19 protein-coding genes are annotated in these 19,942 nt (G+C 52.6%); all 19 read right to left on the bottom strand.

Annotated features, from left to right (window positions below; genetic code table 11):
- Positions 1–16 precede the first annotated feature (16 nt).
- Complete coding sequence (locus tag ACI3EW_RS06270; RefSeq protein ID WP_405581529.1) at positions 17–304, bottom strand: hypothetical protein; 288 nt, start codon at positions 302–304, stop codon at positions 17–19.
- A gap of 5 nt (positions 305–309) precedes the next feature.
- On the bottom strand, positions 310–984 hold the full coding sequence (locus tag ACI3EW_RS06265; RefSeq protein WP_485663329.1) for a hypothetical protein: 675 nt from the start codon (positions 982–984) through the stop codon (positions 310–312).
- Positions 977–3,067, bottom strand: a complete 2,091-nt coding sequence (locus ACI3EW_RS06260; RefSeq protein ID WP_405581440.1) for a type IA DNA topoisomerase — start codon at positions 3,065–3,067, stop codon at positions 977–979. Before ACI3EW_RS06260 ends, ACI3EW_RS06265 begins: the two co-directional genes overlap by 8 nt.
- Before the next feature lie 168 nt (positions 3,068–3,235).
- Positions 3,236–3,976, bottom strand: coding sequence for a DUF4366 domain-containing protein (locus ACI3EW_RS06255; protein WP_405581437.1), 741 nt, complete (start codon positions 3,974–3,976; stop codon positions 3,236–3,238).
- On the bottom strand, positions 3,966–4,229 hold the full coding sequence (locus ACI3EW_RS06250; RefSeq protein ID WP_373143624.1) for a DUF4315 family protein: 264 nt from the start codon (positions 4,227–4,229) through the stop codon (positions 3,966–3,968). The genes ACI3EW_RS06255 and ACI3EW_RS06250 overlap by 11 nt, the downstream gene beginning before the upstream one ends.
- Positions 4,230–4,443: 214 nt before the next feature.
- Positions 4,444–6,234 (bottom strand): reverse transcriptase domain-containing protein, encoded by a 1,791-nt coding sequence (locus ACI3EW_RS06245; RefSeq protein WP_405581434.1) that lies wholly within the window; start codon positions 6,232–6,234, stop codon positions 4,444–4,446.
- A gap of 594 nt (positions 6,235–6,828) precedes the next feature.
- Positions 6,829–8,532 carry a C40 family peptidase gene (locus tag ACI3EW_RS06240; RefSeq protein WP_485663328.1) on the bottom strand — a complete coding sequence of 568 codons (1,704 nt, stop codon included), beginning with the start codon at positions 8,530–8,532 and terminating at the stop codon, positions 6,829–6,831.
- An 11-nt stretch (positions 8,533–8,543) separates the two neighbouring features.
- Entirely contained in the window at positions 8,544–10,940 is a 2,397-nt protein-coding gene (locus tag ACI3EW_RS06235) for a VirB4-like conjugal transfer ATPase, CD1110 family (RefSeq protein WP_483880015.1), read from the bottom strand.
- Entirely contained in the window at positions 10,837–11,322 is a 486-nt protein-coding gene (locus tag ACI3EW_RS06230) for a PrgI family protein (RefSeq protein ID WP_405582641.1), read from the bottom strand. Before ACI3EW_RS06230 ends, ACI3EW_RS06235 begins: the two co-directional genes overlap by 104 nt.
- Positions 11,323–11,331: 9 nt before the next feature.
- Positions 11,332–11,784 carry an XF1762 family protein gene (locus ACI3EW_RS06225; protein WP_405582635.1) on the bottom strand — a complete coding sequence of 151 codons (453 nt, stop codon included), beginning with the start codon at positions 11,782–11,784 and terminating at the stop codon, positions 11,332–11,334.
- Positions 11,778–12,341, bottom strand: a complete 564-nt coding sequence (locus ACI3EW_RS06220; RefSeq protein ID WP_330033003.1) for an MT-A70 family methyltransferase — start codon at positions 12,339–12,341, stop codon at positions 11,778–11,780. The genes ACI3EW_RS06225 and ACI3EW_RS06220 overlap by 7 nt, the downstream gene beginning before the upstream one ends.
- A 13-nt stretch (positions 12,342–12,354) precedes the next feature.
- A complete protein-coding gene (locus ACI3EW_RS06215; RefSeq protein ID WP_485663327.1) occupies positions 12,355–13,227 on the bottom strand; it encodes a VirB6/TrbL-like conjugal transfer protein, CD1112 family in 873 nt (290 codons plus the stop codon).
- A gap of 17 nt (positions 13,228–13,244) precedes the next feature.
- Positions 13,245–13,460, bottom strand: coding sequence for a Maff2 family mobile element protein (locus ACI3EW_RS06210; RefSeq protein ID WP_002592981.1), 216 nt, complete (start codon positions 13,458–13,460; stop codon positions 13,245–13,247).
- Positions 13,461–13,549: 89 nt separating this feature from the next.
- Positions 13,550–15,337, bottom strand: a complete 1,788-nt coding sequence (locus ACI3EW_RS06205; RefSeq protein ID WP_405582492.1) for a VirD4-like conjugal transfer protein, CD1115 family — start codon at positions 15,335–15,337, stop codon at positions 13,550–13,552.
- Entirely contained in the window at positions 15,334–15,816 is a 483-nt protein-coding gene (locus ACI3EW_RS06200) for a PcfB family protein (RefSeq protein ID WP_178043359.1), read from the bottom strand. The genes ACI3EW_RS06205 and ACI3EW_RS06200 overlap by 4 nt, the downstream gene beginning before the upstream one ends.
- Before the next feature lie 99 nt (positions 15,817–15,915).
- The gene (locus tag ACI3EW_RS06195) at positions 15,916–16,266 is read right to left on the bottom strand and encodes a DUF7768 domain-containing protein (RefSeq protein ID WP_205150721.1); all 351 of its coding nucleotides are present in this window, start codon (positions 16,264–16,266) and stop codon (positions 15,916–15,918) included.
- Between the two features lie 177 nt (positions 16,267–16,443).
- Entirely contained in the window at positions 16,444–17,349 is a 906-nt protein-coding gene (locus ACI3EW_RS06190; RefSeq protein WP_405582497.1) for a DUF6017 domain-containing protein, read from the bottom strand.
- Positions 17,350–17,452: 103 nt separating this feature from the next.
- Positions 17,453–19,120 carry a 23S rRNA (uracil(1939)-C(5))-methyltransferase RlmD gene (rlmD, locus tag ACI3EW_RS06185; RefSeq protein WP_485663326.1) on the bottom strand — a complete coding sequence of 556 codons (1,668 nt, stop codon included), beginning with the start codon at positions 19,118–19,120 and terminating at the stop codon, positions 17,453–17,455.
- Positions 19,121–19,287: 167 nt separating this feature from the next.
- Complete coding sequence (locus tag ACI3EW_RS06180; RefSeq protein ID WP_021905760.1) at positions 19,288–19,614, bottom strand: hypothetical protein; 327 nt, start codon at positions 19,612–19,614, stop codon at positions 19,288–19,290.
- Between the last annotated feature and the right edge of the window lie 328 nt (positions 19,615–19,942).

Here is a 19,942-nt window from a genome sequence, read left to right as displayed (position 1 = left end):
ATGCCGCCCCAAATGATTATGCGGATTGCCTGCGCTCCCGATTGCGCTGGTTCATCTCGTCCAAAACCCGTTTCTGTGCTTCGGAGAGCGCCCGCGGCGGTGAGATTTTCACCCACTTTTTAGGCAATTCAAAGGTCAGCCCACCGCAGCGGTTATCCTCAGTCTGCCGCACCTGGGCCGGATGGGTCTGGCACAATTCCAGAAGCACCCGCTGCAAGGACGCATTATGGGTGTAAACGCTGGCCGTGGCTTCTGCTTCGTTAAAAAGAATGATGGTTTCCTGTTCTACCTTCAGCAAGGCCATCCCGATCACCGTTCCCTTTCCGGCGCACCGGCCCCAGGCAGGGGACGCGCCTCCTGCGCCCGGCGAAGCTGCTCCCGCAGAGACGGCGGCTTTTGGGTCATCTTTTCTTCCCTGTGTTCCGGCGCTTTGACGGTATCACCGGCCTTTTCCGGCTCCCGGTCTTTGGCGCGGGTTCGCTCCGGCTGGCGTTCCAGAAAAGCAAGAATTTCTCCATCCGGATAGCGGATCGGCTCAAAAATACGTCCGGTCTGCAAAAACATCCCCTCCATTCCGGCCCCGGCCTTATAGTTTCCCTGGCTGTCCCGTTCACTTTCCAGAAGCACCAGGCCGTTGTCCAGCACATACCCCGGCTCCTTGCGCTGGTTCACCCCCGGCAGGCCGATGGTCACAGAAAAATCGGTGATGGCGGCAAACTGTTCGCGGAGGCCGACCTCGGCAAAGGCGTGAGGCTGCATTTCATCCCCGTCATAAACGGGGACAAACAGCTTTGGAGCTGCTGGTGCGCCGGTAACGGTGTGGTCGCCGGATTCATACACGCCTGGGGCCTCCTCCATAAAGTAGAGAAGCGTCCCATTTTCCAAAATGTACTCCACGCCGGGGATATTCTCATAGCGCGGCCCCAGGTATCGCTCAAAAGTGTCAAAGGGCACCACGGCATATTGGTTTCGTTCCTCACTCATGCTTTGCACCTGCTTTCTTCTGGTCAAATTCCAGCTTGTAATTCACATACTTGCCGGTATCGTCGAGTACCACGGTGGCATCGTAGGCCACGCCCTTTTTCTCGCTGAATAGGCCGGTCATTTTGACACGGCCCTTTTTCAGCAATGCGCTTGCCACCGCTTTGGTCAGTTCTTTATGTTTGTCGGTAAAGAAGCGGCTGTTCTTCCACATGGTAAACCCGCAGGAACGGTCAACACACAGAAAACTCAGCTTGCTTTCCACCACATCCTTGCCGCAGCGGGGACACTTGCCAATCGGCTCCCGTTTATCAAAGAGGGAGGTATCTGCCTGGATTGCCCGGTAGCTCTCCACCAGATCGGCGGTCATCCGTTCAATCCCGGAGAGGAAATCGTCTGCGGAACGCTCCCCACGCTCCACCTCCTTTAAGGATGCCTCCCATTCTGCGGTCAGTTTGGCCGATTTGATGCTGTCTGGCAGCACCACAATCAGGTTATGGCCTTTTTTCGTGGGAAGAAGCTGGCGGCCCTTGCGTTCCAGAAAGCCGCCGCGCACCAGCTTTTCGATCACACCGGCGCGGGTAGCCGGGGTTCCCAGGCCCGTGCGCTCCACATCCTTAATCTCTGCAAATTCCTCTGCGCTGGCGTGTTCCATCGCGGAAAGCAGCAGATATTCCGTGAAGTGTTTGGGCGGGCTGGTGGTTCCTTCACGCACCGCCGCCTTGCAGCCGGAAAGGGACTGCCCCTCGGTGATGGAGGGCAGCGCGGTCGGTTCCGGGTCGTCCTTTTCCGGCTTCTGCTTCAGCGTGGAGAGGAAGGCTTGCTCCACAGCCTTCCAGCCAGGGCTTGTTACTACGCGCCCCTTTGCGGCAAAGGGAGTACCGCCGCAATCCAGCTCCACAGCCGTATCCTCGTAAACCTGTTTTTCGCTGACCGCGCATAAAAGCCGCACGATGACCAATGTGAGGATGTTGCGCTCCCCGGCAGGCAATGCGGCAAGCGCATCCTGCTTTACCTGCATGGTAGGCAGCAGTGCATGATGATCGCTGACCTTTGAAGCGTCTATTACACGGGAGATGTCCGTCAGCCCCACCTCCACAGAAAACGGCAGGCTGGAAACAGATTGTTCCAAAAGCTCCGGCACTGTGGCGGCGGTGTCCTCTGTCAGATAATTGGAATCGGTACGGGGATAGGTCAACAGCTTCTTTTCATAGAGGGCCTGGGCATAATCCAACACCTGCTGGGCAGTGTAGCTAAACAGCCGGTTTCCGTCCCTTTGGAGGGAAGTCAGGTCATATAGCTTCGGCGGGCTGGCGTTGCGCTGCTTTTTCTCCACCCTTCGGACAGTGGCAGTCTGGCCTGCACAGGCAGCTTTCAGTTTCTCCGCTGCCTTTTTATCTGCCATCCGGTCGCTTGCGGCAGGAAAACCGCAATCCAGTTCCACCGTGTAAAACTTCTCCTTTTTGAAACTGTCAATCGCGGTTTCCCGTTCCACTACCAGGGCCAGGGTAGGGGTCATGACGCGCCCCACGTTGAGCGTCCTTCGGTAAAGGGTGGAGAATAGCCGGGTTCCGGTAATTCCCACCAGCCAATCCGCCTTTGCCCGACAGAGGGCCGCAGCATAGAGAAGGTCATACTCGCTGCTGGGGCGCAAGGCGGAAAATCCCGCTTTGATTGCGTCCTCCTCCATGGACGAAATCCACAGACGCTCCATCGGTTTGCGGCACCCGGCCTGCTGATACACCAGCCGGAAAATCAATTCCCCTTCGCGGCCCGCGTCGGTGGCACACACCAGGCTGTCCACGTCGGCGCGGTTCATCAGGTCAGAAAGCACCTTGAATTGCTCCTTTTTTCCTGGGTCAACGATAAACTTCCATTCTTTCGGAATAATCGGCAAGTCCTCATACGTCCACTCGGAATACTTCGGGTCGTAGGCATCGGCAGGGGCCAGCCCCACTAAATGCCCGACGCACCAGCTTACCAGAAAGCCGCCGCCCTCCAAATATCCTTGTTTTTTCTGTTTTGCCCCCAGCACAGCGGCCAGGCTTTGGGCCACGCTGGGTTTCTCGGCAACCACTAATTTCAATCGCGTTTCCTCCTTTTCGATAAAAGCTCCTTGTAGCAGACACCCACACAGCGCCTTCCCACGCCATAGTTGCAGCCATAGCAGGGATGATCGGGCGGGAGCGCCGGAGGTTCCGGCGCCCGCCGCCCGGCAGGTTTCTGCTGCATCATCCGTTCCAGCCCTGGATTGTTACTGAATAGGGGCATCCTCGTCCTCGCCCGGAAGTTCCTGCTCCTCCTCATAAAGCCGGCGCTGTTCGGCTTCTTCCTCGGCAGTCAGTTCCTTCACAGGTTCTTCCAGCTCTTCCTCCCGGATGGTCGGCTCTTCCGGCCCTGCAAACTCAAATTCATCCAAATCGGCAGCATCGTCCAATTCGTGTTTGGGCTTATAAATCTTGAAGTAGTACCCCAGGCCACCTACGGCAAGCACCGCCACGCCGATCAAGGCCAGCATAACCGGACTGGTGCCTGTTTCCGGCGCAGGCTCCGGTTCGGGTTCCTCTATTACCTCGACAGGCTCCTCCGGCTCCGGTGCCGGTGTGGGTTCCGGCTCTGGTTCCACCGGCTCAGTGGTTTCTTCCGCGTCCGGCTCGGCAAGGGCCATCAGGTCGGACTCCGTGACCGCATTGAGGAAATAGACGTTTTCCGTATCGCGCTGTTTATCAATAACCAGATAAAAGACGTTTTCATCCTCGGTCACAATGGTATAAAACTCCTTTTCGTCCTCGCTGGTGGCGTTATCCAGGACAGTGCCGGTTCCGTTTGGGGTAAAGGGGTTCGGCTCGGCAGTTTCCTTCGGTTCGGTAGTTTCCTCCACCGGCGCGGGTTCCGTCTGCGGTTCGTTACTCTGTGCATAGGCAGTAACAGAAAAGGTGCCAAAGCACACCGCAAGCGCGGCAAGCACCATAAAAGAGCGTAGCTTATTCTTCATCGTCCATTTCCTCCTGTTCCTCCGGATTCTGTACCGACACAGGCAGGCCGCCGGTATTGCCGTTGCGGATGGCCTGAATGATGGAGGCCAGTTCTTCCGGCGTGACCTCCAAGCCGCGCACCATACCAACAATCTCGGTATTCTCAAGTTCCGTTTTCTGCTGCTCCAGCTCCCTAAGCCTTGCCTGCTGGGTAGTGATTTTTCCCTTGACCTTCTCAATCTCGGTCACGATTTTCTGAATTTTCTGGTTCATCAAAACTCCTTTCCGGGCGGTTATAAGCGCCCAAATGCGTAAAAGTGCTGTTGCCAGTAAGATGTGTTGATATTGGCGTACTGAATGGGGTAGAGTAGGAAAGCGCCGCCTTACCACATTTCTGTGGCAGGTCTGCGCAGTCCCCTCTCAAAACCGTGCTTGCACCTCTCAATGCACACGGCTCGCCATCTTTGCTCCATTACAAAAATAACTCTTAGAATCCATGATGTATTTTCTGGTGGCAGTCGTAACAAACCACCAATGTTTTGCGCCGCTTCGCTATCATCACTTTTTCCCACGGTTCTTTCCCTTTCAGGTTTTTAACCTTATTCACGTGATGAACCTCTAATCTCCCGTCTGTTTTTCCGCAGAGTTCACACACTTTGGCCTTTAACCGGTCATCAATCGTGGTTTTTCCTTTGGAAACAATCGTCACAATCACAGGTTCTATGTCCTCACACTTTTTACCGTCAATCTCATTGAATTTCGTGAGACGGCGGATTTTCTTCCCGGCTTTGGTATCGTAGGGAATCCCCCAACGCTTTTCGCCAATGCGGTACTTGTCATATATTTTTGACAGCTTGCACCGGTGCTTGCCGGATAGTGTTTTCAGACAGCTGTACTCCATGAGATAGCTAAAGTAGTTCAAGTTCCGGTAATTACTGGCAAGAGAGTAGTAATTGCATATCCCCCGCAATTCAGCGTCAAATACCGTCACAATCTCCAAATCGGTGTGGCGCAATAGTGGCAGCCTTCCAATCGGTTCTATTTTTCCATTGTCTGCTCTTTGTTTGACAATCCCTTTTGAGAACAGAAACTTTTCGATTTTGTCATGGAAGGGTATCAATAATTCCACGGTATTGTTCATGGTACGCTGTCTGCATTTCTTCCACGGTTTTACCTGCTGGTCACGGCGTACCCGTACATCATATCCCAGAAATCTTGCAGGAGTGTTGCTATGGGTTATCAGCGTCTTTTCCTGACTTAATTCCATTTTCAGGGCATTTTGGATAAACTCCGCAAGTTTTGCTTTTATCCATTCGCAATCCTGCTTACTCCCATTAACAGCAATCAGGAAATCGTCAGCATAACGGACATATTTAATCTTCTTATCATCACATAACTTTGCCGGGGTTTTATATAACTCACCGGACAGCTTCTTGTATTCCGCAATTAGCAAGTCACGTTCTGCACCAGCTTCCCGCCGGTCTATCTTTCTTTTAAGATTTATCCGTTTTCTTTCTATCGCCTGATATGCCGGGGTTGTTCTGTACGGGGTCTTGACATCAAATTCCTTTTTCAGTTCCTCCATGTAGCTGTCCAATTCATTCAGGTACACATTTGCAAGTATGGGCGAAATAATCCCGCCTTGCGGACAGCCGCTGTAAGTACCGTGGTATTTCCAGTCCTCCATGTAACCTGACTTCAAGAACAACTGAATGAGTTTGAGGAATCTGGCGTCTTTGATTTTCTTCCCGATGACAGCAGTCAGCACCGTATGGTCGATGTTATCAAAACAGCCTTTTATATCGCCCTCCACAAACCAGCACGCTCCAACAAACTCATGCTTGATTTGCGCTAAAGCCGTATGACAGCTTCTTCCGGGGCGAAACCCGTGTGAGTAGCGTGAGAATATCGGCTCATATACCGCCTCTAAAATCATTCGCATGACTTCCTGAACCAACTTATCAGTAAAGGTTGGCAGACCTAACGGACGCATTTTCCCATTGGATTTTTGGATATAAGTACGCCTTACAGGTTTCGGACGGTAGGTTTCCGTTCTCAACGCTTCAATAATTCGCTCCACATACTCCTCGCTGAATCCGTCCGCCGTGTCCTCGTCCACACCCTTTGTACCTGCGCCATGATTGGCATACAGATGTTGATAGGCTATGAAATAAATATCCGGTCGAAGCAGATAGCGGAAAAGCCTTGTGAATACTTCATCATGGTTTTTCTCTGAATTTCTTTGTAACTTGGTTAAAATCTCCATTGTTGGTTTCAATGAGGTTTTCCTCCCTAATCAATTTTTGATTTTAATTCGCTTAGACTGCTTCCCTTCGCCATGTGAGCGGCTTTCCCGCATCCGTTTTTACGGCTTTCCCTGTCGGTTCAGGGTTCTCGGACTACTATGGAAGCTCCGTTGCCATGCCAGATTTTCAGTGTCTTACACATAGCCCTTGCGGGCGCTCTGGTTTAGGCAATCTCCAGTTAACGGAAGTAGTAGGTAAGTGTGAATTGTCGGATATGCTTTCGTTCCGTTGACACCGGTTCTCCGGCGCGCCGTGCATGATATTTGATAACCTACCGGAAGGCAACCCTTTCCGATATTGCTGATAACGTGTCAGAAGGCTCACCTTCCTGACACTGTTTGCACCATAGGTTTCAGGCAAATTTCCTATGCCCACACTGAACAGGGGCTGGGAACTCACAAGATTCAAACCCAGATTTATCCTCATATTCACTTATCCTGGCGGTTCAGTCGCACCCGATTGCCTTTAGGTGACTTACCGCTTTCCTGACGTGCTATGTTCCCGTGTCAGCTTTCGCCTTTCGGTTAGTCAGGTGGATTCCCGCGTTATCTTACGGGGTAGTACCTTCAATCTATCCCCCTTTCGTCTACTTCTACTTCCGTCCTATCTGGACGCACTGAGCCACAGTGGATCATCATCCCGTCGCCCACATAAATCCCTACATGGGACACCGGCCCCGCGCTGTCATAAGTTCCCGTGAAAAAGATAATGTCCCCTGGTTTGGCTTCGGAGGACGAAATAATCGCGCACTGATTGTAAATGCCTTGCGCTGTGGTACGGGGCAGGTTATGAACGCCGCTGTTGGTAAAGACCCAGCAGACAAAGCCGCTGCAATCAAAGCTGGTAGACGGATTTGAGCCGCCCCAGACGTAGGGGTAGCCCAGGTACTTTTCCGCTTCGGTAATCAGCGCGGCAAAGGACGGGTCGGACAGGGCCTCACCGGGGATCTCATAATGCTCCCCTTCAGAGGGGTTCGCGTAGATGTTGTCTCCGAACAGATAGGGCTTGTTGCCTTTTAACTCCAGGATGGCGGCATACCGGCCCTTTTCATCTTCGGTCAGGTTTTCCACCGCCACCGTCCCCAGGGAATGGTTCCGCAGGGTCACATGGAGAATGTAATACTCATACGCCTCCTCGCTTTCATGTTCGTTGCCTTCCTCATCCGTCCAGGTCACAGTCCGGTAACGGATCTGCACCTCCTCACGGGTGGTAAGGGTATATTGCTGGTTGAACAGGGCTTCTAATTCTGCCTGTACCTGGGCCGGGGTGAAGGCATTGAATTTTGTAGTCAGGTAGGAAATCAGCTCATTGGGATCGTGGCCAATGGTGTCCACATCGTACTGGTACTCGTCATAGCCGGGAAATTCACTTTCGATGTTGGCCATCCGGCGTTCCAGCTCCTGTTCCAGCGCGATATAGTTGTCCTCCACCTGCAAAATGTCGGGATCTTCGGAGGTATAGGAGGTTCCAAGTACGGCCCCCATCGCCCCTTCCATTGACACAGAGCAGGAGGACAGGGAGGAAAAGAGCAGGATAAACAGCAAGGCCACCCCGCCGACAATCACCAAAACGCCCTTATTGTTCTTGACCAGGGCAACGGCAGCCTGTCCTGCGTTGCTGACTGCCTCCTTCGCTTTTTTCGCCACCGCAGCCCCGCGGCTCCCGGTTTTTCTTGCCTCCCGGTAGGCTTTGGCATACTCACGCTTTAGTTTCCGCTTCTGAAAAAGGGCCGACAGGGAATGCTTTTGCAGCTCTGGATTGTCCCGGACGGCGGCGTGGTAATTGGCATTGACTGTTGCCTTTGCACTTTTGACCTCCAGCCGTTCCACCTTGCGGTAGGGCGCATCCTTTACAGAGCGGTAGCCTTTCCGGATCGCGCCTGCCGCCAGATTTTCCGCTGCAAACTCGGTCTTGTGGGCCGCTTCGGTGCCTACATTTTCCTTTTCCACCTGCCGGATTTTACTGTGAGCCGCCAAATCCACCGTCCGGCCAGCTTTCAGGCCAGCCCGCGCCACCGGGTTTTTCCGGCTGCGCGGTTTTACCTCGTCCTCAAAACTCAGCGAGTGCCGAACCTTGCCGGTCATAGCGTCAAATTCCCGGTTGATCCGGGCACGGCGCTTCTTTGGAAGGTCAGCTTTGGCTTTTTCCAGCTTTTCTCCCAGGATCTCCGCCTTTTTCTCTGCATGGGCAGCCCGTTCCTCCGCTGAAAAATGCAGCCGTTTGCTTTTGGCTGCATCATCCGCATCGTAGATATTGCGTTTTCGCTTCATGGGCCACCCCCTTATGCCGCCAGGTCGGAAGGCTTCGTGGTCATTACCCGGTAGAGCTGCGTATCACGCGGGAATTTGTCCTCAAAGGGAATGATCTTATCCCCGAAGAACAGAAGGCCCTCGCCCTCGCTGCTGTTGGTCACATGGGAAAGTTCCTGTGGCGAAATGCCAAGTCGCTGGGCCAGGATATTCCGGTCGCTGGCACCCTGATTTAACATCAGCACGAAATCGCTGTTTTCCAGGATGTTCTCAATCTCGGAGCTGTCCAAAAGGTCTTTGACGTTCTGCGTCAGCGATGTGGGAATCCCGTTCCACTTACGGAACCGCTTGTAAATCTCAGCGGTGTAGGCCGCTGTCTGCGGCTCCTTTAAGAGCAGGTGGAACTCATCTAAGAATATCCGGGTGGTGATACCGGCATAGCGGTTGACCGCAGTACGCTGCCAGATATGCTTCTGCACATTGGACATGACCAGCTTTTTTAAGCCCTGTCCCAGCTTGCTGGTGTTGTAGCAGACCATACGGTTATTCAAATCCACATTCGTTCGGTGATTCAGATAAGATAGGCTGCCGGTGACGTAAATCTCCATCGCCGTAGCCAGATCATCCGCCCGCGAATTGTGTTGCTCCCGCAGGCATTGGTACAGGTCGCCCAGGACGGGCATATTCTCCGGCCTGGGGTTCTTTAGGTAATCCCGGTAGACCAGACTGATGCAGCGGTCAATCAGGGATTTTTCAATGGGCATAAGCGGATTGCCATAGGAAGCCATCATCAGCTCGCACTGTGAAAGCAGGAAATCCGCCTGCATGAGCATGGGCGACTCGCCCACATCGGTGGACAAGTCCAGATCCATCGGGTTCAAATAGCTGTGGCTGTCCGGGGCCAAGTAGATTGTTTGGCCGTGAAGCTGCTCCGTCAGGGCGGTATATTCATTTTCCGGGTCTAAAATCAGGATGTGGTCATTGGTGGCAAAAAAGGCATTGGCCATCTCGCGCTTTGCAAAGAAGGATTTTCCGCTGCCCGGTGTGCCCAGCACGATCCCGTTGGGGCATTTGAGAGTTTTCCGGTCTGCCAGGATGATGTGCTTCGTCTGCGTATTGACACCGTAGTAAAGGCCGCCCGGCTGGAACACCTCACAGGAGCGGAACGGCAAAAAGATTGCCGTCCCGCTGGTGGTAAGGCCACGCAGGATCTCCACCTGGTTCACACCCAGGGGCAGGGCCGATACAAAACCCTGTTCCTGCTGATAGTCCAGCCGGATCAGGTTGCAGTTGTTGGCGTTGGCGATGCCGTTCACCGAATAGATGATGTTTTCCAGCTTCTGTTTGGTTGGCGCGGTATGCACCAGAAGGATTGTGACCATAAACATCTTTTCATCGTGGTTCTGCAAATCCTCCAGCAGCTTTTCCGCCTCCTTCCCGAAGGTCACAAGGTCAGGGGGGAGAATGTCCATGTCGAAGCCGGAGCGCACCGCCCGTTTCTGTTCGTCGATTTTTGCCTTGTCCAAATCGCTCAGTTTCCGTTTCACGGTTTTCAGCGCAGCGCCCTGGTCAAGCGCCTTTGCGTGGATGCTGACGATCTGGCTGCTTTCGATATTCAGAAGCGCGTTCAGCAGCGTGTCATACAGCTTCGTGGCCTGGATCTGCAAAAAGGAAACCGCGCCGACCGACGGGCCAACGCGGAAATACCGGCCCTCCTTAAACAAGAAGGAGCTGGGCGCAATATAGTCTTTGCTGGAAAGGCCGGTTCCCACCAGCGAATCCCAGTTGAATTTGAACCGCTGCGGCTCATCCAGGTGCAGACAGTGATGCAGCAGCAAAAGCCGTTCATAGCCGTCCATCCCGTGGGCCTGGGTTCCAATGCCTTTGAACCGTTCCAGCACATCGGCCTGAATCTGTTCCAGGCGGGACGCGGCCTGCTTTACGTCCTCGGCCTCCACTGTGAAGGTCAGGCACAGGCTGCGTTCCGTCTTGCACAGGCTGGCTTTTGTGAGCAGCATATCGGAAAATTCCTTACGGATAGGGTCAAAGCTGTCGCCGGTGGGCGGGATACGCAGGATTTTCCGATACTCCGCCATATCCGGATAATAGCAGACCACGGAAAGCTGAAAGGCCACCGTGGGGCCGAAATAATTGACCAGTCGGCAGTACAGTTCAAAGATGACCGCCTTATCATCGTCGGACGCTTCGGCATAGCTGCGATCCTCAAACGCAATGCTTTTGCTGTAAAGGCGGTTCCCCAGGCTGCACACCCCATTCTCATACATTTCCTCATAGGGAATGGTCTGCTGGGCAGTGGCGGCAATCTTACCGTCGCGCTTTGCCCGTCGGATTGCCTTTGCGAGCTGCTTTTTCTGTGCGGCACTTAACGGCGTGTCCGGACGGATGATCAACTCGTCGCCCCAGCCCACGGCCCGTTTTATTTCCCGTCTTTTCAGTAGTGGAAACAAGCTGTTTCACCTCCTCGTCAAAATAGGCTTGCCGCTCCAGGGCGGCAAATCGGTTGTCTGTCCGGTAGGGACGCGCCTGTTGCGTCAGGAACCGGACGCGGATATAGTTTTTCAGTATCTTTTCCGGCGGCTGCCCGTTCTTTTCGTAGAGTGCGAAAAAGAAGAATGGCAGGGCCGTGGCAATCAGAAGAACCAGAGCAATATCGTTGCCCAGACTTTTCCGGGTCAAAAAGTAGATTGGCACGGCTACTAGCGCGGCCAGCACAAAAAAGATGAGCTGCCGCTTCGTCAGGCCGAACACAACCTTGCTTTTTACCTCAGTCAAGTCCTTTGTGATGTTCACATGGGCCAATCAACTCACCTCCCGTAAGATTTTTTCATAGCGATATTTCATCTGTTCCGGAGCCTGGGGGACTTTGGGCCTGCGCGTCCCTGTCCAGTGTTTTCCACCGGCAAGACCGGCACAAGTCCAGCCCGCAGCGCGGATACTGGCACCGTTTTCCGTATCCAATGTGTAGGTAATGATTTTCCGGTAGCCCATCGCCTTTGCAGCGCGGGCGGCGGCAGCATAAAGAAAGCTGCACACGTTCCGGCCTCCGAGCGTACAAAGGCGTGTCACTTCCAATGTAAAACCGTCATCCAAATACCGGCTGACGGGCCTTCCGGCAATCACCACACCTACCAATTCCCCGCAGCTTTCACAGCCGATAGAGAACTTATATCCCTGGACACGCTGATGGTGCCGGTGGTGCTTTTCCACAAATTCATTTGCCTGCGCCAGTGTCAGGGGGATCAATGTCAGCATGGCGGCCACCCCTGAATGGAGCCTGCGGCCTCATTTCCCCATACATCCCATCCCGGCGCACGGCTGCGGGCGAAAAGCTCAATCCTGGGAACGTCGCCCATCAGCCGGACGATGCGGCTGCGGGCTTCCTCCGGTTTCTTGCTGTGTTCCTCGATGTGGGACAAAATCACCTGATGTACCCCGGCATTGGCACGTTTCGGATGCCCTCTGGTGGCAAGCAAACAGATCTCGGCGTTTGCCCGCGTCCAGTAACCCATGCCGGTGAACAGGGTGGGCGCTTTCCGGTTTTGCTTCACCCAAACGAAAGCGACGGATTTATAGGAAAATCCCCAGGCATCCATCACCGGCCACGCCTCTTTCAGCAGAGGAAACGTCACCCAAAGAAACAGGGCACAGTCCTTTGCTGCCAGTCGATGAACCGGCAGCGCCTTTATATCTTCCAGGGACATGGTGGAATAATGGCTTTCCGCAGACCGGCCCGCGCCCTTTTTGCTCCACACTCGGTAATGCCAGGGTGGATCGGCGTAGATTACAGAATATTTTCCAGGTTCATTCACTCGTCCACCTCCTTTAATGGGCGTTCAGAATACTTTTTGCTACGCTGCCTGATTTGAACAGGCTGAAACAGAGCAGGACGGTATAGGCAACGCAAGTCCAGATAGCTCCGTGCAGGTCGCCGCCGGACAGGGACAGGCTTTTGACCAAAATCGCATAAATCCCGGTGATGACCATGATTAAGAAGCCTTGCAGTCCCAGGGCAACCAGGCCCCGGACGTAGTTGGTGCCGATATTTCCCCACTCATGGTTGGCAAAGGTTGCAAAAGGCAGCGGCCCTACGCTGGCATAGATATATATTTCAATCATTCTGCCGTAGAGAATGATGGTAATGAGCGCGCCCATCACCGTCATGGCGAAGCTAACCACCCAGGTTTCCAGCATCAGGGCAAAGAGTTCGCCCAGACCCTTTGTTTCCAGTTCAGTAGTGATAGAAGCCAGGGCCGACGAAATATCAATGCTGGCGTTTGCGTCAATGACCCCGGCGCTTTGCTGCACCATTGTCTGTGCCACCTCAAAGATGGCGATGATAAAGTCGAATGTATGGCTGACGACGTAGGCCGCAATCCCGGCCTTGATGATCCATTTGAAAAAGATGAACGTATCAAAGTCGTGCATATTGTTCCGGTCTATGACCATGCGGATCAGTTCATAGGACAGGACTGCGGCAATTACAAGGCCCGCGATGGGGACGATTACAGACTCGGACAGGCTGTGAATCATAGAGAAGACGCCGGAGTTCCATTGCTCCGGCGTCTTTCCAACTTCCCCTGCGATAGTAGCGACCTTTGTATTTACATCACCAAACATATTCGACAGGTTTCCCGTGATGGCTTCGATCAGGAACTCCTTAATCCATTCTGTTATAGCGTCGATGATAAAATCCATAGGCCGTTACCCATACATTAACCGAGCAGGCCAGACAGAAGGGGAACCACCTTCAGGCCCAGGAGAATGACCCCTCCTCCGGCCATCAGTTGCTTGACCCCCTGGCTTTTGGAGGCAGGATTATCCCCTCCGTAACCTTCCATAAGGTTGATAACGCCCCACACGCCGACACCGGCACCAATGGCAGTCACGACGGTAGACAGAGAAGAAACAGCAGTAGTAAAGAATTCCATAGGAACCTCCTTGTAGTGTGAAAATAGATTGATAGAAACAAAAAAGGCCCACACCGTTTGAAAAAATACGCTGCAAACGGTGTGGGCGGTTAAGCCGCAGAAATAGAGTCGGCTTCTCCCAGGTCATAGACCTCAAATTCATCCTCCGGCTTTACTTTCAGCCGGTGAGCTAAGTACCCCTTCACATCCAGGGTGTACTTCGGGTTGGCATCGGCGGTGTACCGATACATCGGGTGGCGGGTCAGGTCATACTTGCGCGAATAGAACGGCCGGACGCCCTGCACCTGCAAAATGCAGCGGCTGGAGGGCATAACCGCCAGTTCATCCACGCTTTTTAATTCCTTTCCCAATTTTTGATAATTTAGGCCATAGCTGCGGGAAGTGCCCCGCGTGTCGCTGGTGTTATAGGTGTCAATGGTTTCCTTGCCAAGCATAGTAGCCACCATCTTTAGGCTGCTTTCCTCCTTGCCGCCAAGAAACAAAAGCGACGAGCAGCAGCCCGCAATGGTTTCCGCATTGTCCCGGTACATTCCTTTAAGCTGGCTGTACGTCTGGAGGACGATATGTGCCGAGATGTTCCGGGAGCGGATCACACTGACCAAATGCTCCCAGTTGGGAATTTTCTGATTGGCAAACTCGTCAAACAGGCAGGTCACATGAACCGGCAGCCGCCCATGATAGACGGTCAGGGCACGGTTGCACAGGACATTGAACATCTGAGAGTACATCATCGCTGAGATAAAATTGAACGTGGGATCGCTGTCGGACACCACCGCAAACAGGGCGATTTTTTCCTCACCCAGCTTTTCCAGTTCCAATTCATCGTACTCCATCATTTCCCGTACTGCCTGAATATCGAAGGGAGCCAGCCTTGCGCCGCAGGAAATCAGGATCGACTTTAGAGTTTTGCCGGCCGCCATCTTAAATTTCTTATATTGACGGACTGCAAAGTGGTTTGCGTCGCGCTGTTCCAACTGTTCAAACAGCAGATCCACCGCCGACTTAAAGTTTTCATCGTCCTCCCGGCATTCGCAGGCATTGAGCATATCCAGCAGAGTGGTCATATTCTTTTCTTCTTCCGGGGCTTCATAGTAGATGTAGGCGATCAGCGCCTGATACAACAGGGCCTCGGCCTTGCTCCAGAAATCGTCCCCGCCTTTGCCTTCCTTGCTCTGTGTGTTCTCCATGATGACCGTCACCAAAGAGAGAATGTCGGTTTCACTGTGGAGATAGTGGAAGGGGTTATAGTGCATCGAGCAGCCAAAGTCGATGGTGTTCAGGATTTTTAGCTTATAGTGACCTTGCTGCACCAGCGCACGGCCTACCTCCTCCACGACAGTCCCTTTCGGATCGGAGCAGACATAGGAGGCATTCATCTGAAGCAGGTTGGGCTTGATGTGGTAGCGGGTTTTTCCGCTGCCGCTGCCTCCGATCACCAGGACGTTGAGATTGACATTCCGCTTTTCCGGGTCGGCAATCTTTCCAAGGGTCAACCGCTCCGTATCGGTCAACAGGATATTTTGGGAGAAATCGGAGTTGATGAACGGCGCTATATCTTTTTCGTTGCCCCATCGGGCCGTGCCGTATTCTTCTCCGTGCCGATACTTTTTCGCATTCTTGATCTTCGACCAGACCACCAGACGCAGCAGCACAGCCGCCGCTGCGCCCACCAGCAGGTCAAAGGGATGAAGGCTGGGAAACGGGTTTTGAAATACCAGCCCCAGCTTTATAAAGGCTGCCAGCAGCCGGTCAATCACATCGCCGCCGGTAGTAAGCCGGTAGGCTTCCCCCAGCTTCGTGCAGAGCAGACCGGCAATCAGGTAGGGAAGGCTGGCTTTGACTGCCTTTGCCGGATTGATTTTTGGCAGGTTCTTCATCGCGTCACCTCCTGCTGTTTGTTGCGGGAGAGAGACTGCGCCATTTTCCGGACAACCTCCTGAAGCTGTGTAAGCTGGCGGCGAACCGACGGCTTTTCCTGGGATTGGCGCTTTACTACCTTGCCGGAATATTCCGCAAAGGCAGCGGTCAACGCATCCGCGTCCCGTGACTTGAAAAAGACCAGATAGCGGGGAGGCTGGCTTGTGGTGTCCTTTTTCAGTGCGAAATCAACGCCGTATTTACGGGCAACACGCTCAAAGGACTTGATGTTGCCATCTGTGATCTCGATATTGGAAACGCCTGCGCCCTGCCGGACAAGGTGCTTCACACTCTGCTTGCCCTTATAAATTTTCGGGTTCTTCTGGCTTTTTGTCATTTCTGCCAGGGCTTTTTCCAGGGCCTTCTTCAAGAGATTTGCGGTCAGCTTTCCCGCTTTAATGCTGATCGCCACAGATTTTTGTTCCAATTCTTCCTGCATGGGCTATCCTCCTTTCCGGCAGGGTGGAAATGGAAAGCAGGATACTAAGGCGGCACCACCAGCCGGTGCAGCAGGAAACGCAGCCGCCGGTGAAAGAAATCAACGGGCTTCTTCATGGCCCTGGCTCCGGATTTTCAAAATGCCGTCCAGCGTGGTGGCCGTAATACCAAGCCGCTGCGCCACAGCAATATCGTTCTTTACGGCTTCGTCCACCTCGTCGCCGCAGACAATCAACACATGGCTGCGCCGCAGCAGCTCCCGCGCCATGTCAATCCCGTCCTTGTGTTCGGCGGGGATGGAGTCATTGAGGAAGTGCGGCAGATAGAGGATAGGGCAGATCGGGGTAAAACCGGCCTGATAGACCTTGCGGCAGTAGACCACCGCCTGGTCGGTGTCGGTAAATTCCTGGCCGCTCCAGGCGGCAGAAATGTAAGCAAATGGTTTCTTCATGGGGTCGCTCCTTTCTCCGGCTTCGTGCCGGGTGGCAAACAAACGGCCCCGCGTCAAGAATGAAATGAACGCGCACCGTGCGCGTTCTTGACACAGTGCCGTTCATTTGCAGATTGGTAACCAAGGGCGGACCGGATAAGACCGGCTCGCCGCCCTTATTTGAGTATGAAAAAACAGTTACCCGCTGCCGTACATATCGTGATTGACAAGTGCGGTGTAGTAACTGTTGATGGTGGTAGGCGCATTGTAGAGGGAGGTCAGAAGGTAGGCACGGATGTTCCGCACCTTCGTCGTATTCTCATGCAGGCTGCTGATCACATACTCGATGTGGCCGGAGTCCAGCTTCAGCAGCCTGCTTTTCACAACCTCCTTTGGGTAGTCCTCGCCTCCAATGCGGATCATTTTTCGGTTGCTGCATACCGTGTCTACCAGAATGTCCAGAATTTCATCCAGCAGATCGCAGTCATAGCCCAGGTTTTTCCGGAGAATGTCATACTCAATATTCTCCTTCAAAATCTCCCGATAGGCTCGTATCGTATCCATCGTATCAGCCGCCGTAGGCGGTCTATCTTCCGGAGGTCGTACCGCCGGATAGATAGATGGATCAGTATCACTCAGATCAGTCTTATTCTTATTAGTATTGATTGTGTCCGATTTTCGGAAGTCAAGAGTTCCGCTTTCGGGAAGTGCAGACTTCCGATTTTCGGAAGTCTTGACTTCCTCTTTCCGGATGAAGTTCTTAACGTAGATTTTTGTGGGGCGTCCCTGGCCCTGCTTCTTACGCTCGATCAGGCCCACTTTGTCCAACTCGGTGAACAGGGACACCGCCTTGTTATGGCCGCAGCACATCGCGTCCATTGCTTCTTCCAACGTGAAGTAGATAAACACGCGCTCCTGTTCGTCCAGCCAGCCATTGCGTATGGACAGCCCCATGCGATCCAACATCAGGCCATACAGGATTTTCGCGTCTGCTGTTATCCGCCGGAAGCCGGGGTCGGTAAACAGCACCTTCGGAATCCGGTAAAAGGTATATTGCTCTGCCTCGGTTCCGTAAAAGTAATCCAATGCACCCGGCTCGGCCATGTTTTCACCCCCTTTTCTTTCAGACCGGCAAAACAAAAGGCGCTGCCCGAAAGCAACACCTTTTGAAATGGTCGCCGTCCGAAAACAGCTTTTTATAGGATTGTCAAATCATTTGAAAATGCTTTAATGCGTCCATAATTGCCGCCTCTTTCTCTGGCGGGCACTGCGGTACTTTCGCATCTTCCTTTTTGGATACGTTATAATTTTTTCTTTCGATGATTCCACACTTTCTTTTTATCTGAGCGATATAAAGCTGGCTTACTTTTAGTCCGTACTTGTTCAAAACATAGGCTTTGATTTCATCGTAGGTTGCTTTACTTTCCGCCGCCGTTAAATCCAACTCATCCATCTTAAGTTCTATTTCGATATGATGGTCGACTTTGAGTTTGGACAATAATACTACCGTCTCCACCTGCGTCGTCCCCGGGAACATGTCGACGCAGCATACTCTTGTGACCTCATAACCTTTCGCCTGCAGCACGACGAGATCTCTCGCAAGGCTCGTTGGTTTGCAGGAAATATAGATCATTTTTTCGCATCCATAATGGTCGATGATCTTTGGAAGCGCCTTCGGATGGATTCCGTCTCTCGGCGGGTCTAAAACGATGAGATCCGGGCGTTCCTCTAAGGTATCTAATACTTTTAAAACATCCCCCGCGATGAAGTCGCAGTTTGTCAGTCCATTCTGCGCCGCGTTCACCTTCGCCGCCTCAACAGCCTCCTCAATGATCTCCACGCCGGTCACATGTTCTGCTGCCGGAGCCAGGATCTGGGCAATGGTACCGGTTCCGCTGTAGAGATCGAATACCTTTCTTCCGTCTGTCTCACCGATGTATTCGCGGGCCGTCTCATAGAGCACCTCCGCACCGAGAGAGTTGGTCTGGAAAAAGGAGAATGGAGTGATCTTAAATTTTAATCCGAGAAGCTCTTCCATAAAGAAGTCCTGTCCATAAAGGATCACCGTGCGGTCATTCTGTACCACATCCGCAAGGCTGTCGTTTTCTGTGTGGAGGATTCCGGCAAAAGAGCCTTCCAGATCCAGTCCCAGAAGTTTTTCTTTCCAGCCCTCAAGCAGCGCTTCCTCATTCTGCTCACTCTTCCATGTTCCCTCCGTCTGGGTGGAGGTCACAAGATCCACAAGGATCTCCCCGGTCTTCACACCGCGGCGGACAAGAAGATGTCTCAGATAACCGACATGCGCCATTTTTTTATAGAAGACTGCTCCGTGCTCCGTAAAATAATCCAACGTCGCTCTTAAGATCTTACAGCAGTCCGGATGCACCAGCACACACTGGTCCACGGTCACGATATCATAAAAGCTGCCGCGTTTATGCATTCCCAGAGTCATGGGACCGTCCTTAAACTCATCTCCGAAGGAAAATTCCATTTTGTTCCGGTATGCCTTTGTCAACGGACTACCTTTGATCCCCTCAAAATTGTAGCCGACCGGCAGAACCGGATCTAAAAGAGCCCGGACCTGCTGCTCCTTGATCTTTAACTGTTCCTCATAAGGAACCGTCTGGTACGTACATCCGCCGCAGTCCGCACGATGAGGACATGCGCCCTCTGTGTTTTCGTATGCTGCAGGAGTCACGACCTTAAGGAGTCTTCCCTCGCATCTTCCTTTGCGCTGCTTGGAGATCGCGATCTCGACGGTCTGCCCCGGGAGCGCATTCTTTACAACTACCTTTTCCTCTCCGATATGGAGGATTCCTTTATTTGGAAAATCCATCTTTTCCACTGTACCGGTGTAGATCTCACCTTTTTTCATATAATTTTTGTACTCCTTTTTTCTGCCGGGAATCGGATTTTTCCGTTTCTGATCGCACAGCGCACAAACGATGCCTCGTTCCCTGATATGTTTTTATGCACAGAAAAAGGCTGTGCAAGCGATCCCTGCCACAGCCTCGTTCTCATTGTGTTTGTAAGCATTTCGGCTTAAGCTTCTTTCTCGTCATCCTTCTCGACAGCTTTTTCCGTTTTTTTCGGAGCTTCTTCCTCTTCCTCGAAAAAGTCATCGTCGAAATCATCGTCGAAATCGTCTTCAAAATCTTCCAGATAATCCGGTGTAAAGAAGCGATATACTGCGTATGCGATTCCGGCTACAGCAGCAACAGCGCCGATGATAGCAAGCACCCAGAGGATACAATTCTTTTTCTTATCCTCTTCTTCTTTTTTATGAAGCAGTTCATTCAGCTTGGACGCGTTTATAAGTTCTTCCATTTTGCTGAGTGCGTCTTTACTCATCGTATCGAATTTGTTCATCCTCACACATCCTTTCTGTTTCACAGCCGCCCCGGACAAGAATGATCCGCACGGACAGATACTTTGTAATAGTATATCATGATTTTATGGTTTTTACTATCCCTAAATTTTCATAGTTTTAGACACCATTTTTTTATACCGCAGTATATGGAGCTCTACAATTCAAGTCGAACGTCTGTGAGACTTGGCGCGTGATTCTGGTCAGCGTAAGCTGACATATTCTTTACAGAATCACTGCGCATCCTCGCGGAGCGTTTATCTCAGTCGGAGACCTAACTCCCACTGAGACTAATTTGTTATTACTCACCACCTGAAGAGGTGGAGGCTT

It is taken from the genome of Pilosibacter rotomagensis, assembly GCF_045062245.2.
In the GTDB taxonomy this organism is placed as follows: domain Bacteria; phylum Bacillota; class Clostridia; order Lachnospirales; family Lachnospiraceae; genus Pilosibacter.
Note: the sequence above shows the minus strand (reverse complement) of the source record. Positions and strands in the feature narration are given on the sequence as shown.

What these genes read in the sequence shown, in the direction of transcription:
- ACI3EW_RS06270 (WP_405581529.1), bottom strand. Translation starts at nt 304, where the DNA reads ATGGCCTTGCTGAAGGTAGAACAGGAAACCATCATTCTTTTTAACGAA.
- ACI3EW_RS06265 (WP_485663329.1), bottom strand. Translation starts at nt 984, where the DNA reads ATGAGTGAGGAACGAAACCAATATGCCGTGGTGCCCTTTGACACTTTT.
- ACI3EW_RS06255 (WP_405581437.1), bottom strand. Translation starts at nt 3,976, where the DNA reads ATGAAGAATAAGCTACGCTCTTTTATGGTGCTTGCCGCGCTTGCGGTG.
- ACI3EW_RS06250 (WP_373143624.1), bottom strand. Translation starts at nt 4,229, where the DNA reads ATGAACCAGAAAATTCAGAAAATCGTGACCGAGATTGAGAAGGTCAAG.
- ACI3EW_RS06240 (WP_485663328.1), bottom strand. Translation starts at nt 8,532, where the DNA reads ATGAAGCGAAAACGCAATATCTACGATGCGGATGATGCAGCCAAAAGC.
- ACI3EW_RS06225 (WP_405582635.1), bottom strand. Translation starts at nt 11,784, where the DNA reads ATGCTGACATTGATCCCCCTGACACTGGCGCAGGCAAATGAATTTGTG.
- ACI3EW_RS06215 (WP_485663327.1), bottom strand. Translation starts at nt 13,227, where the DNA reads ATGGATTTTATCATCGACGCTATAACAGAATGGATTAAGGAGTTCCTG.
- ACI3EW_RS06210 (WP_002592981.1), bottom strand. Translation starts at nt 13,460, where the DNA reads ATGGAATTCTTTACTACTGCTGTTTCTTCTCTGTCTACCGTCGTGACT.
- ACI3EW_RS06205 (WP_405582492.1), bottom strand. Translation starts at nt 15,337, where the DNA reads ATGAAGAACCTGCCAAAAATCAATCCGGCAAAGGCAGTCAAAGCCAGC.
- ACI3EW_RS06200 (WP_178043359.1), bottom strand. Translation starts at nt 15,816, where the DNA reads ATGCAGGAAGAATTGGAACAAAAATCTGTGGCGATCAGCATTAAAGCG.
- ACI3EW_RS06195 (WP_205150721.1), bottom strand. Translation starts at nt 16,266, where the DNA reads ATGAAGAAACCATTTGCTTACATTTCTGCCGCCTGGAGCGGCCAGGAA.
- ACI3EW_RS06190 (WP_405582497.1), bottom strand. Translation starts at nt 17,349, where the DNA reads ATGGCCGAGCCGGGTGCATTGGATTACTTTTACGGAACCGAGGCAGAG.
- rlmD (WP_485663326.1), bottom strand. Translation starts at nt 19,120, where the DNA reads ATGAAAAAAGGTGAGATCTACACCGGTACAGTGGAAAAGATGGATTTT.
- ACI3EW_RS06180 (WP_021905760.1), bottom strand. Translation starts at nt 19,614, where the DNA reads ATGAACAAATTCGATACGATGAGTAAAGACGCACTCAGCAAAATGGAA.